13 protein-coding genes are annotated in these 12,280 nt (G+C 38.3%); 9 read left to right on the top strand and 4 right to left on the bottom strand.

Annotation, left to right across the window (positions count from 1 at the left end; all coding sequences use genetic code 11):
• Window positions 1–202: 202 nt before the first annotated feature.
• From CQZ96_RS06960 to CQZ96_RS06945, 4 genes are all read left to right on the top strand, one after another.
• Complete coding sequence (locus CQZ96_RS06960; RefSeq protein ID WP_004721901.1) at window positions 203–586, top strand: DUF962 domain-containing protein; 384 nt, start codon at window positions 203–205, stop codon at window positions 584–586.
• A 125-nt stretch (window positions 587–711) separates the two neighbouring features.
• Complete coding sequence (gene thiE / locus CQZ96_RS06955) at window positions 712–1,338, top strand: thiamine phosphate synthase (RefSeq protein ID WP_105714500.1); 627 nt, start codon at window positions 712–714, stop codon at window positions 1,336–1,338.
• Between the two features lie 62 nt (window positions 1,339–1,400).
• The gene (gene hemL, locus CQZ96_RS06950; protein ID WP_004721899.1) at window positions 1,401–2,696 is read left to right on the top strand and encodes a glutamate-1-semialdehyde 2,1-aminomutase; all 1,296 of its coding nucleotides are present in this window, start codon (window positions 1,401–1,403) and stop codon (window positions 2,694–2,696) included.
• A 145-nt stretch (window positions 2,697–2,841) separates the two neighbouring features.
• A complete protein-coding gene (locus tag CQZ96_RS06945; protein WP_004721898.1) occupies window positions 2,842–3,258 on the top strand; it encodes a GlcG/HbpS family heme-binding protein in 417 nt (138 codons plus the stop codon).
• A gap of 82 nt (window positions 3,259–3,340) precedes the next feature.
• On the opposite strand, the gene CQZ96_RS06940 is transcribed toward CQZ96_RS06945, so the two are convergent.
• From CQZ96_RS06940 to CQZ96_RS06930, 3 genes are all read right to left on the bottom strand, one after another.
• The gene (locus CQZ96_RS06940; RefSeq protein WP_105714499.1) at window positions 3,341–4,405 is read right to left on the bottom strand and encodes an amidohydrolase family protein; all 1,065 of its coding nucleotides are present in this window, start codon (window positions 4,403–4,405) and stop codon (window positions 3,341–3,343) included.
• Between the two features lie 216 nt (window positions 4,406–4,621).
• Window positions 4,622–5,026 (bottom strand): DUF3144 domain-containing protein, encoded by a 405-nt coding sequence (locus CQZ96_RS06935; protein ID WP_004820141.1) that lies wholly within the window; start codon window positions 5,024–5,026, stop codon window positions 4,622–4,624.
• Between the two features lie 53 nt (window positions 5,027–5,079).
• A complete protein-coding gene (locus CQZ96_RS06930) occupies window positions 5,080–5,451 on the bottom strand; it encodes a DUF3144 domain-containing protein (RefSeq protein ID WP_004820143.1) in 372 nt (123 codons plus the stop codon).
• Between the two features lie 88 nt (window positions 5,452–5,539).
• On the opposite strand from CQZ96_RS06930, the gene CQZ96_RS06925 reads away from it, so the two are divergent.
• A complete protein-coding gene (locus CQZ96_RS06925; protein WP_105714498.1) occupies window positions 5,540–6,172 on the top strand; it encodes a hypothetical protein in 633 nt (210 codons plus the stop codon).
• Window positions 6,173–6,406: 234 nt separating this feature from the next.
• Here CQZ96_RS06925 and CQZ96_RS06920 read toward each other — a convergent pair whose 3' ends face one another.
• Entirely contained in the window at window positions 6,407–7,666 is a 1,260-nt protein-coding gene (locus CQZ96_RS06920) for an MgtC/SapB family protein (RefSeq protein WP_105714497.1), read from the bottom strand.
• Window positions 7,667–7,840: 174 nt separating this feature from the next.
• Between CQZ96_RS06920 and CQZ96_RS06915 the strand changes: the two genes are divergently transcribed.
• From CQZ96_RS06915 to CQZ96_RS06900, 4 genes are all read left to right on the top strand, one after another.
• Entirely contained in the window at window positions 7,841–9,598 is a 1,758-nt protein-coding gene (locus CQZ96_RS06915) for a GspE/PulE family protein (protein ID WP_105714496.1), read from the top strand.
• 101 nt (window positions 9,599–9,699) lie between these two features.
• Entirely contained in the window at window positions 9,700–10,059 is a 360-nt protein-coding gene (locus CQZ96_RS06910; RefSeq protein WP_105714495.1) for a NirD/YgiW/YdeI family stress tolerance protein, read from the top strand.
• A 163-nt stretch (window positions 10,060–10,222) separates the two neighbouring features.
• Complete coding sequence (locus CQZ96_RS06905; RefSeq protein WP_004721888.1) at window positions 10,223–10,888, top strand: response regulator transcription factor; 666 nt, start codon at window positions 10,223–10,225, stop codon at window positions 10,886–10,888.
• Between the two features lie 41 nt (window positions 10,889–10,929).
• Window positions 10,930–12,264 (top strand): sensor histidine kinase, encoded by a 1,335-nt coding sequence (locus CQZ96_RS06900; RefSeq protein WP_105714494.1) that lies wholly within the window; start codon window positions 10,930–10,932, stop codon window positions 12,262–12,264.
• Window positions 12,265–12,280 lie beyond the last annotated feature (16 nt).

Below are 12,280 nucleotides of genomic sequence, written 5' to 3'. Positions count from 1 at the left end.
CATTTGAGTATTTTTTACCGCTATATCGTTACTAATTAAATATTTAGAATGACAAAATTTCCTATTTCGTGACTTGTATGGTCTGGGCAATACTTGAAGTCGCAAATATAGATGAATTGTCAACAGACTTGATATTGAATTTGGCTGTTATTGCAGCATAAAATAAACTAAGCTGATTAAAAATAAAACAGGATGATTGATCATGAACGCGTATGTTGAGCCTAAATCGGAATTAGAGCAAAACCCGAAGTTTGAATTACCAATTAAAAACTATTCAGAATTTTATCGTTTTTATTTAACTGAACACCGTAGCATGATGAGTCGCCGTTTGCATGCAGCTGGAAGTAGTGTCGGGATTTATTTTTTTAGCAAAGCAATTCGTCAACGTAAAGCAAAATACGTGGTCTATGGACTGCTTTCAGGCTATGCTTGTGCTTGGGTGGGGCATTTTGTATTTGAGAAAAATAAGCCAGCAAGTTTTAAGCAACCACTTTATAGTTTTATTTCGGACTGGCGTATGCTTTCCGATATTGTACGTGGAAATTTAAGTTTAAAAGACCGTAGTCTAGATAAAATTGAGAGCTAATCTTGTCAGTATGGTAATAAATTAAACAAAAAAGCTTAGAGATTTCTAAGCTTTTTTGTTTTTGTCACGTCTTCGCTGAGAAAACTTGCTTATAATCCATTTATTTGATTGTTTGAGAATATTGAATGCGCGGTCTTTACCTGATTACCAACGACGATCCAATCCAATTATTATTAGAAAAACTCGAAGCTGCTTTAAGCACTAAGCAAGTCGCTATTCTTCAGTATCGCCGTAAAAAAGTAGCTCAATCTGACCAAGCCAATGAAGTGAAGCAGATCAAGCAACTGTGTGAAAAGTATCAGACACCATTTTTGATTAATGATGATTTAGATTTAGCTGAACAATTTAGTTTAGGTGTTCATCTTGGGCAATCTGATGGTGAAATTTCAGATGCAGTGCAACGTTTACCACAAGGTGTCATCATTGGGCGGACTTGCTTAAACTCAATTGAGTTGGCTGAAAAAGCAATCGCTGAAGGGGCAAGCTATGTGGCCTTTGGCGCAATTTATGCAACATCGACCAAACCTGAAGCAGGTAATATTGGCCTAGCGACATTACAGCAGGCATCTGAAAAGTTTGATTTACCTATTTGTGCTATAGGCGGTTTAACAGTTGAAAATTCTCAAGCTGTGATTGAGGCTGGTGCTGACCTTTGCGCTGTGATTAGTGATATATTAGCTTTATCAGTTGAAAATATTCCTGCCCGTGTCGCAGCTTGGGCACAGTTATTTGCAGAAACTGCAAAATCTTAATTTGTATCGTGATTTTTTATATCATTTTGAAATTTTAGTATTCTACAGGATTGAGTCGATTTATGAGCCTATCTCCAAAACAAGAGCAATTGTTTAAACAAGCCAGTAAACATATTCCAGGTGGAGTGAATTCTCCAGTACGAGCGTTTAATGGGGTGGGTGGTACGCCAGTATTTATCGAAAAAGCCAAAGGTGCTTATTTATACGATGTCGATGGCAAGCGCTATGTGGACTATGTGGGTTCTTGGGGGCCGATGATTTTAGGTCATGCACATCCCGATATTATCCAAGCAGTACAAGAAGCAGCAGTTGATGGTTTAAGCTTTGGTGCACCGACAGTACATGAAACCACGCTGGCTGATTTGATCTGTGAAATCATGCCATCAATTGAATTGGTTCGTATGACCAACTCAGGTACTGAAGCAACCATGACGGCTATTCGTTTGGCGCGTGGTTATACAGGTCGTGACATGATTGTGAAATTTGAAGGTTGCTATCATGGACATTCAGATTCTTTATTGGTTAAAGCGGGTTCAGGCATGTTGACCATGGGTGAGCCAACATCAAAGGGTGTACCTGCTGATTTTGCCAAGCATACGGTGACCTTGCCATATAATGATATTGAGGCTGTTAAAGCTTGTTTTGCGAAATATGGTCAAGAGATTGCAGGGGTGATTGTTGAACCTGTCGCTGGAAATATGAATCTGGTTAAACCAATCAAAGGTTTCTTAGAAACGATTCGTGAGCAATGTGATCAATACAAATCAGTATTTATTATTGATGAAGTGATGACCGGTTTCCGTGTAGCACTCGGTGGTGCGCAAGCATATTATAATGTAAAACCTGATTTAACGACTTTGGGTAAAATCATTGGTGCTGGATTACCAGTCGGTGCATTTGGTGGAAAACGTGAAATCATGGAATGTATCGCGCCTTTAGGCGGGGTTTACCAAGCAGGAACCTTGTCGGGTAATCCTTTGGCTATGCGAGCAGGGATCAAAATGTTTGAAACCCTTCGCCAACCTAACTTCTACACCGATTTGTCTGCAAAATTAGATCAATTATTACAAGGTCTACAAGCGGCTGCAGATGAAGCTGGAATCCCATTCTTTACTCAACAAGCTGGTGGTTTGTTCGGCCTTTACTTTACTGATCAAACCGAAATTAGCAGTTTTGACCATATTTTAAAATGCGATATTGAAGCATTCCGTAAATTCTTCCATGGGATGTTAAATCGTGGTGTAAACCTTGCTCCATCTGCATTTGAGGCAGGCTTTATTTCAGCTGCACACAGTGATGAAGATATTCAGTTTACCATTGATATGGCCAAACAAGTCTTTGCTGAAATGCAAGCTTAAGGGGATTTAAGACCACTTCGATTGCTTGAATAAATGAGCAGAATGGACAGTCTTTTTGAATCAAGTTTGATTTAGAATAAAAGCCTGTAGTCTAAGGACTACAGGCTTTTTTGTGATTTTAGACATTATAATTCAGGAAGAAAATATGCAAACCAAACACTATTTAACCTTATCTGATGCAGAGTTTTTATTGAATAAAGCACATCAATATGCAATTGATCATGCTTTTAATGTCAGTATTGCCATCGTTGATGAAACGGGCAATTTATTGGCAATGAAGCGTATGGACGGCGCTTCTGCATTGACATCGAAATTCTGTTTGGACAAAGCCAGATGTTCTGCATTAAGTCGTAGACCGTCAGGATCATATGAGACCCTTATCAAAAATGGTCAAATGGGATTTTTAACCATGCAGAGTGGTTCCGGGATGTTGGAAGGTGGTGAGCCTATTTTGTATCATGGTCAGTTGGTTGGTGCAGTGGGTATTTCAGGAGTGAAATCATTTGAAGATGCTGAAATTGCACGACATGCAATTCAAGCCTTTCTTTCGCAGTTTAATTAAACTGCTATACTTAAAAAATTATGTGTATCAGTAAATAAGTTTGAAGAGGTGTTTAAATAAACACCTCTTTTATCTTGTAAAATTACAAACGATAGAATTGTTTGGCATTATGGTGGAAGATATTTTTCAGTGCATTTTCATCATATTGCATCACAATATCACTAAACGCATCAATGATATTCACCAGACTGGTATTGACCCGATCCATTGGAAAATTAGAGGCAAACATCACCCGATAGGTGCCAAAACTTTCTAAAGCATGCAGTATCAGTGGTGCAACAAGATCAATGATTTGTTGTTTAGAGGCCAGTTGTTTTTTCTTATAAAATTGATGACCAAGCACTGGCATAAATAGACCAGACATTTTGGTATATACATTTGGATAAGCGGATAATTCAGCAATAGCATCTTGCCATTGATAAAAAATATTTTCACGTGCTGTTTTTGATAAGCCTGTATTTTGTCCAATTTTACCAAACAGGCCTGCTGGTGTACCAAAGTGATCTAAAACAATTGAGGTTTCGGGGAACTTTTTTGCCAGCTCAATTACATCGGGAATTTGATGAGAATACACCCAAGCATCAAAACTCAGGTTATGTTGCGCGAGTTGTTCAAAGCCTTTTAAGAACTTTTTCTCGGTATACAGATGGGGGAGATCCGTCCAATTATGCACGCCTTTATCTTCATGAAAGGCCGCCATGCGGCGTATACCGCGCAAACGTTTAGATGCTTTTTGGTGTAACTTTAAAATTTTTTTGAAATTAGGATCACAAGGGTCTGCGGTAGCCACGATGCCACCGAGCTTTACGGTGTTTTCATTAAAGGGTAAGGATTCAATAAATTCTGTTTCACCTACGACACCTTTGCCTTTCTGTTTGGCCCAACTGGCTTCAATATGCACCACTTGTTCGACCGTATATGAGCCAAGATCATGTTTATAGTCTTGTGGTAAATAGGGACGGGTAATGTGTTCCGTTAGTCCAACCGTTTCAATCAAATCTTTAGCTTTGACTAAACGCACCATTTTATCGAGTAGGAATGGACGCTTGCCCAAAAGCTTTACCGCAAATGCTGCTGCATGAGGGGTATTGTAGGGATCCCACTGGTGAATATGTGGGTCAATGATTGGAAAATTCAAATCTTGCATATAACATCCAAATTGTTATTTATTATCAAAATACAATACATGAATTTTATAAAAGGTGAATATTGTCACTTGGTAAAATTTAAGCGGTAAAGCCATTGGAGGAATCAGTTGATTTTATTGTTTTGGGATGACTACCAAAAATTGTTATAAAAAAATAGCCTCATTAAAGAGGCTATTTTATCAATGCTTAGATCAATCTAAGATGATTTATCTCAATCAGTGTTGATGATCATGGCCATCATGATCATGCTTGTGGGTATGAAAATCTTCGTTTTTACGGAAACGGAGATAATTTTCAAACTGCTCACAATATTCATCATAATTGTCTTCAAGCATCATTTGGAATTGTTGCAATATATAAGACATGACTTGTTCTTTTGCGTCACGCATTTCATCACCATCTTTAAAGGTGTTTGCAGCAACCCAGGTATTAAAACGTGCAGTAGCGAAGAGCATTGCTGAGCTGACTTGTCCACGAAGTTCTTCTGGCTTAGGTTGCTGTCCTTTCGCTGGGCGGCAAAACTCATTGGCTTGTTTGATAAACTCATCCGCACGCTCAAAAAAAACAGCATTTAAAGCTTCTTCTTCGGTGACATCAGTAGCATCGATTTTTTGAGACATGACTTTTCCACATAGCGTATTTCATTGGTGGGCTATTATAGGCAATCCAAGAGTTAAACGAAACGCTTTACTTCTTCTGTATCTGAATTTGCAAAATAGCTGTCAAAATTTTCTTGATATTCATCAAGATGATCTTCAAGCATGAGTTTAAATTGTTCTACATAATAGTCTAAGATGACTTGGCGATCCGCTTTAAAATCTGGCGCTTGATTGTAGGCACATGCCGCATGCCAAATACTATAACGGGCATTGGCATACATAAATGAAGCACTGATCTTTCCAGGATGTGCTGTTAGGTGTGAAACTTGATGATTTTGATCTGCAAATTGATTGGCGAGAGCAATAAATTCATCAGCACGCTCATAAAAGTATTCGTCAGATTCAACTTCTTCAGTTTCTTCAAAAAAATCATTATTTTCGGACATTATCATTCCTTTTCATAGACTTGTTTCATTGATATAACTATAGCATACTCAAATAGCCTAAGCTTAATAAATACTCAAGGAGTAGATAATGCAAGATGCGATTGCCATACAAAGCTTGAAAAGTGATATTGCATTATTACGCCAAAATATTTGGCCGCCTGTAGACTTGAGCAATGTTGAAGGTTTGCCAATTTATTATGGAACCCAATCCGCAGTAGAGGCTTACTATAAACAGTGGCTTGGGTTGCTAGAAAGGGCACAAACCTTGTATCAACCTTTTATGCAGGATGAGGCTTTAGATGTGGCTCAATTACCCAGCCATTTAAATTTACCTTTGTTCTTTTTTCATGTAGATCGAATTCGAATTAATAAAACCCGTGCCAAAGAATCAAAAACTTTTCGTGGGATAGCTTCACTGGTTGAGAAATGTGGGCAATTTGAACCCAGCCAAATTAAAAATATGTCGCAGTGGTTAAACAGTGATGATACCGCAGCCTTGGTTGCGCATCGTGAGTTCATTGATTTAAGAACCTATATTTTTCAGTATGGACAAAGTGAATATACGAGAACACGATTTTATGTGAATGGTTTAATCTTGAGCACTGAAAAAGATTTTGAATTGGTCGATGCCCGAGATAAGCCGCGCAAGCCACGTAATGATAGCTATGCTGATCCTTTAGCGGATAACAATCTCTGGAAAGTATTTGGCAAATATCGTTAGGCTGTTGTGAAATAGACGGTTGTAGATTTTGTTAAATAGGCTGTGATTTTTAACTTTGTTGTTTTTCTATCTACAAAATAAGATGAGTAAAATATTTTGATGGATTGGAATGATTCAGACGCTGGTCTAAATAAAGATCAGCGAAGTTTGTATTTGTTGATGAGAAATTGATCTTAAATACGTTGATTCAGAAGGGAATGATTGACTTTTTCATCCTCGCAAAAAAAAGTGCTTCTAATATTGAAGAACCCAAACAAAAACGATGATAAACATCGTCATATGCAAAATTTGAATTGGAGCAAAGATCAAGGCATAGCGGCTGCCACCACTTAAAAATGCATTGATTGATTTCGCAATGGCATGTGCTGCTAAACCTAAAACAAAGGCGAGAGATAAGATGTGATTACTCGGTTCTCCCTGAATGACAATTGTGGCCAAAGCGCCATGAATTTCAAATAATGAGGCCAAAAGCGTACCGGCAATTAAACCCGCATCACCCAATAAAAGATTTAGCCCATATACACCTGCCTGAATCAAGGTTAACGACACTGCAATAATGGCTGCTTCTTTTAGACTAAACATACGGCTATCTGTAAGCTGATTATTTTCAATCGGTTGTGTATGACGCATAAACCATAAGGCAAAAATAGTCAGGATCGCAATAGCGATTAGACTGGGCAGTACAATGAGTTTGAACCATGTAATACTGACACCAATTACAATAATCATGAGTTGTAGTAGGGTTGCCACACAAGACATTAATGCTGCCCCTGCATTGGCTTTGGCATCTGCACGTCCATTTCGGACTTCTAATCCTAAGCTGGCAATGGTTGCGGTACTGGAAACAAAACCAGAAGCAAGCGAAGACAACAGCATGGCATTTTTTGATGACAATAATCGTTTGGCAATATGTGCAAGTGCTTGCACCGCCAAAATTAAGGTGAGTAATTTTAAAATAACATAGGGGTTAAGCACAGCACCCCACAAAGCTTTGTTTGGTGTCAGTGGCAATGCAATTAATAACAATGCCAGTAAGAAAATTCCATCTTTAAATTCAGATTCTGTAATCCATTTCCCTGCAATGCCATGCATAGAATGTTTAGTCATCAACAAGACGGTGAGGATGACCGATAAACCTGCGGCAAAAGAAATATTCCAAACGCACATTCCACCGATAAAATAAGTGAGGATAAATGCAATTTCTGTGGTTACACCGGGATCATCAGTTTGATTCTTTAAAGAATAAATGACGATACCCCCTGTAATAAGTGCGCCCACAATGCCAAAATAGGGACCAAATAAAAAGCAAACAGCGCCAAGTAAAGCGCAAATGGCAAATGACCTTAAACCCGCAAAACTATTTTGATTTTCACGTTGCTGACTTCGTTCACGTTCAAGGCCGATAAGTAGACCGCAACCCAATGCAGCCGCAATGATGGTGAGGAAATCGGTATAAGAGCCAAATGAAAATGGATAGAGCGATATAAAATTCATAGTGCTCTCCAAATAAGACCATGAATTAATAGAATGATTTCAATGTATCGCAAAGTTTCAGGAAAACAAAAGTTTATTTTTTAGCCATGCGTTAAATACATTGTTGAATTTAGAAAATCCAAGAAATACAACAATTAATTTTGTTATAGTAGATTGAGTTTCGGGGATATAACAATGCAATTTAATTTTGAAATCGATACAGCTTGGTGTTTAGAACAATTATTAAAAGATGGTCGTATTACAGAACGTGAAAAACTATTGGTACAAACCACGCATCGACAACGCGATCAGTTGAAGTGGCATCCTCTGCAATGGATTGCCAGCTTTAAGCTCGTCGATGCTAAAAACCCAATAAAAAGACTGACATTGACCACGCTGACAGAATGGTTAGCTGAAAAAGCCGAACTCAATTCATTTACGATTGATCCTTTAAAGGCCGATGTGACTTCACTAACCAATGTCATGTCGCAAGAGTTTGCAATAAGAAATAAAATTTTAGCAGTTGAGGTCAGTACCGATAAAATTCTGATTGGTACAGCACAGCCTTTTATGACGGATTGGGTACATAATTTAGAGCGTAGTTTAAGCCCCAAAAAAATTGAAAAAGTAGTATTAAATCCTGAGTTATTACAACGTTATTTAACTGAGTACTATCAAGTCAGTAAAGCGGTCAGCAATTCGCAAAAATCCAATGCCTATGATAAAGAAAATAAGGGTGTAGAAGCACTTTTACAATTAGGTGATACCCAGAATCCAGATGCCAATGATCAGCATATTGTGAAACTGGTCGATTGGGTTTTACAGTTTGCTTTTGAGCAAGGGGCGAGTGACATTCACTTGGAACCGCGTAAGGAAAAAGGCAAAATTCGTTTTCGTATCGATGGGGTACTGCATACAATTTATAATATGCCAGCCAATACCTTAACCGCAGTTATTTCACGGATTAAAATTTTAGGTCGTATGAATGTTGCAGAAAAACGTAAACCGCAGGATGGGCGTTTAAAAACACGGACACCGAAAGGACAAGAAACCGAGTTACGTCTTTCAACATTGCCGACTGCTTTTGGTGAAAAGTTGGTAATGCGTATTTTCGACCCAGAAGTTTTGGTACGAAGTTTTCAGCAATTGGGTTTTGATGAACATTTATTGGCACAGTGGCATGCTTTAACTCAACATAGTCATGGCATTATTTTGGTGACTGGCCCCACAGGTTCAGGTAAAACCACCACGCTTTATTCTTCGTTAAAACAATTGGCAACCGAACAAGTGAATGTCTGTACCATTGAAGATCCGATTGAGATGTTGGAGCCAAGCTTTAACCAGATGCAGGTCAATCAAGGGATTGAGCTCGGTTTTGCTGATGGTATCCGTGCTTTGATGCGTCAAGATCCAGATATTATTATGGTTGGGGAAATTCGTGACCAAGATACTGCCAACATGGCGATTCAGGCAGCATTAACAGGTCATTTAGTACTTTCAACTCTGCATACCAATGATGCACCATCAAGTCTGACACGTTTGCATGATTTAGGCGTGCAGCCTTTTTTAACCGCTGCAACGATTTTGGGAGTATTGGCTCAGCGTTTAGTGCGTAAGCTTTGCCCTCATTGCAAACAAGAAACCTTTATCAATGAACAAGAGTGGAAGCATTTGACATTTGGCTATCAGACCAAAATGCCTAGTTTTGTATATAAAGCAGTTGGATGTGAGGAATGCCGTCAAACAGGTTATAAAGGTCGTGTTGGGATTTACGAGTTTATGCCAATTAGCCTTGAAGCAAAGCAGCGAATTAGTGCGGGCGTGACTTTAGATGATTTAAAAATGCAAGCAAAGAAAGAAGGCATTGAACCATTAAGAATTGCTGGTGCGCGTAAAGTATTGGAAGGCGTAACAACGCTGGAAGAAGTCCTCAGAGTTGTGCCTTTAAATTAATTCTGACTTCAAATAGAAAATGAAGAAATCCTAAGATTCACCTCATGTTGGTTTGTTTTAATGCTTCTATCGAAACGATGAACCGATATGAGGACACAACAATGAACGTCATTGCGAAAACAATTTTAACCACAAGCTTGATTGGTTTAACAAGTTTTGCCACTGCAAACACAGCAGTAAATCAATCAGCGCTTACACCAAGTTTAACCACAGTAAAACAAGCGTTAACATTGAAAGATGATACCAAAGTGCAGCTTCATGGCAACGTGGTTAAAGCAATCGGTGATGAAAAATATCAATTCCGTGATAGCACAGGTAGCATTACTGTCGATATTGATGATGAATTATGGCAAGGTAAACCGATCGCGGCAAATGCTACAGTGACATTGTTTGGTGAGGTCGATATCGACTATAAACCGACAAAACGTGTAGAAATTGATGTAGATGCCGTGAATTTTTAATTGTTTTATCCATTATAAACAAATCGCAGCAGATTCTAGTTATATTCTCTAAGACTACATGTGTATGCATGTGGTCTTAGCCTATGTTCAGCATGTATGAACAGCAACAAACTGCACATTTTATTTTGATCAAGGCTTTGTCTGCCTAAAAGAGAGATGGTCTATGCGAATTTTGCTCGCTGAAGATGATAGTTCACAAGCTGAAAGTATTAAATCTTGGTTGGAAATGGATGGCTACAATATAGATTGGGTCGAACGTGGTGATCATGCAATTTTAGCCATAGAACAACATCAATATGACTGTATCTTATTAGATCGTGGTTTGCCCAAAGCCACTGGCGATGAAATTCTTAAACTGTTAAAACGTCAATTTCCAGAAATTCCTGTGATTTTTCTTACCGCAAGAGATAGTATTCAAGATCGTGTGCAAGGTTTGGATCTCGGCGCAAATGACTATCTGGTAAAGCCTTTTAGTTTAGAAGAGTTATCTGCTCGAGTACGGGCCCAGCTCAGACAAACTCAAGTCACAAATTTACATGAAATAAAATATGAAAATTTAGTGTTAGATACTCAAGCGAAAACCGTATTTCAGGATCAGCAAGTTGTTCATCTCACCGCAAAAGAATTTCAAATTTTATATAAATTGATGCAAAAGCCTGAACATATTGTGACACGTGAGCAATTGGAAGAATCTCTTTATGCTTGGGGGGATGAAATTGAGAGTAATGCGATTGAAGTTTATATCTATCAATTGCGTAAGAAGATCGGTGGACATTTGATCAAAACAATCCGTGGCTTGGGCTATCGTATGAATAAAGAGCAAGATTGAGTATTTCACCGAGTACTTTTAATGATTTCAATAGGATGAATATGACCCAGGCAGTATCACTACAAACCAAGCTGATTAAGACTTCAATGCTCAGTTCAATTGTGGCAGGTATTTTTGCGCTGATACTTCTGGTCAGTCTTTCGATTTATCACAACATGAACGTACAAGATGAAATCATGGATGAAGTTGCAGATATGCTTCTGATTTCAGATTTAAGTTCCACGTCTGGTTTTCAATTGGATGAGTTAAGTGATGAATTTAATATTCAATATCGATTGATGAATGGTGAGGTGATGTTGACCGAATCACCTGAATTTGATTTGCAACAGGGGCATGACAATCTTCTGGCTAAGAGTGAAGACAATGGATATGCATTTATTTGGGCAGAAAATAAGTTGTTACGTAGCTATCGAGCGATTGATCAGGATTCTCAGTTAAGCGTCTATGTTGTACAACCCTTAAGTGTCCGTTTTAAAGACTTATTGCAAAGTTTTATCAGCTATTTATTGGTTTTATTGAGTCTCTGGTTGGTGCAATGGCTGATTTTACATTTCTCAGTTAAAAAACAATTTAAATCCATTCAACTGCTTTCAACAGAAATTGCAGAGAAAAATGCCAATGATCTCAGCTTAATTCAGCAACAGCCTGCATTTAAAGAACTTGAGCCGATGGTCAATCAGCTCAATCAAATGCTTGCTCGACTGGATCAAGCTTTAATTGCTGAACAACGCTTTACCGCTGATGCATCACATGAATTGCGCTCACCGCTTTCTGCGATACAAATGCGTTTGCAGTTATTACAACGCAAATATGCAGAGGTTCCTGAGATTTATCAGCAACTCAATAGTATTCAAAATGATGTGAATCGAGGAACGCTAGTCCTTGAAAATCTTTTGCTTTTGGCCCGATTAGATCCAGCGGATGCCAGTGAATTACCGAAGACTTGGATAAGTCTGGAGCAAATGACTCAGCATGTGATAAATAGTTTAGATCCTTTTATAGACGAAAAGCAGATTCAGATTCATATCCAAAGCGAAGATGTTCAGGTCTATGTAAACGAAGAATTACTTTTTATCTGTATTCGCAATCTTGTAGATAATGCGATTCGTTATACGCCAGCACAAGGCAATATTTATATTCAGATTGGACCTTTAAACAATAGCTATAGCTTTGAAATTCAAAATGATGGTGAGGGTATTCCTCAAGACATCTTAGATCGTTTAGGTGAACGTTTTTACCGAGCGTTAGGGACCAAAACACAAGGTTCAGGCTTAGGTTTATCAATTTGTAAAAAGGTGATCGATCTGCATCATGGACAGATTCAGTTTGCTGCTTCCGAATATGGCGGTTTGAGCGTTTGTGTTTATTTACGTTAAAGCTGTACGATTGAAT

Origin of the sequence: Acinetobacter sp. MYb10, from assembly GCF_002980175.2 — a bacterium.
In the GTDB taxonomy this organism is placed as follows: domain Bacteria; phylum Pseudomonadota; class Gammaproteobacteria; order Pseudomonadales; family Moraxellaceae; genus Acinetobacter; species Acinetobacter guillouiae.
This window is presented reverse-complemented; position numbering and strand designations above follow the sequence as displayed.

What these genes read in the sequence shown, in the direction of transcription:
- CQZ96_RS06960 (WP_004721901.1), top strand. Translation starts at nt 203, where the DNA reads ATGAACGCGTATGTTGAGCCTAAATCGGAATTAGAGCAAAACCCGAAG.
- thiE (WP_105714500.1), top strand. Translation starts at nt 712, where the DNA reads ATGCGCGGTCTTTACCTGATTACCAACGACGATCCAATCCAATTATTA.
- hemL (WP_004721899.1), top strand. Translation starts at nt 1,401, where the DNA reads ATGAGCCTATCTCCAAAACAAGAGCAATTGTTTAAACAAGCCAGTAAA.
- CQZ96_RS06945 (WP_004721898.1), top strand. Translation starts at nt 2,842, where the DNA reads ATGCAAACCAAACACTATTTAACCTTATCTGATGCAGAGTTTTTATTG.
- CQZ96_RS06940 (WP_105714499.1), bottom strand. Translation starts at nt 4,405, where the DNA reads ATGCAAGATTTGAATTTTCCAATCATTGACCCACATATTCACCAGTGG.
- CQZ96_RS06935 (WP_004820141.1), bottom strand. Translation starts at nt 5,026, where the DNA reads ATGTCTCAAAAAATCGATGCTACTGATGTCACCGAAGAAGAAGCTTTA.
- CQZ96_RS06930 (WP_004820143.1), bottom strand. Translation starts at nt 5,451, where the DNA reads ATGTCCGAAAATAATGATTTTTTTGAAGAAACTGAAGAAGTTGAATCT.
- CQZ96_RS06925 (WP_105714498.1), top strand. Translation starts at nt 5,540, where the DNA reads ATGCAAGATGCGATTGCCATACAAAGCTTGAAAAGTGATATTGCATTA.
- CQZ96_RS06920 (WP_105714497.1), bottom strand. Translation starts at nt 7,666, where the DNA reads ATGAATTTTATATCGCTCTATCCATTTTCATTTGGCTCTTATACCGAT.
- CQZ96_RS06915 (WP_105714496.1), top strand. Translation starts at nt 7,841, where the DNA reads ATGCAATTTAATTTTGAAATCGATACAGCTTGGTGTTTAGAACAATTA.
- CQZ96_RS06910 (WP_105714495.1), top strand. Translation starts at nt 9,700, where the DNA reads ATGAACGTCATTGCGAAAACAATTTTAACCACAAGCTTGATTGGTTTA.
- CQZ96_RS06905 (WP_004721888.1), top strand. Translation starts at nt 10,223, where the DNA reads ATGCGAATTTTGCTCGCTGAAGATGATAGTTCACAAGCTGAAAGTATT.
- CQZ96_RS06900 (WP_105714494.1), top strand. Translation starts at nt 10,930, where the DNA reads ATGACCCAGGCAGTATCACTACAAACCAAGCTGATTAAGACTTCAATG.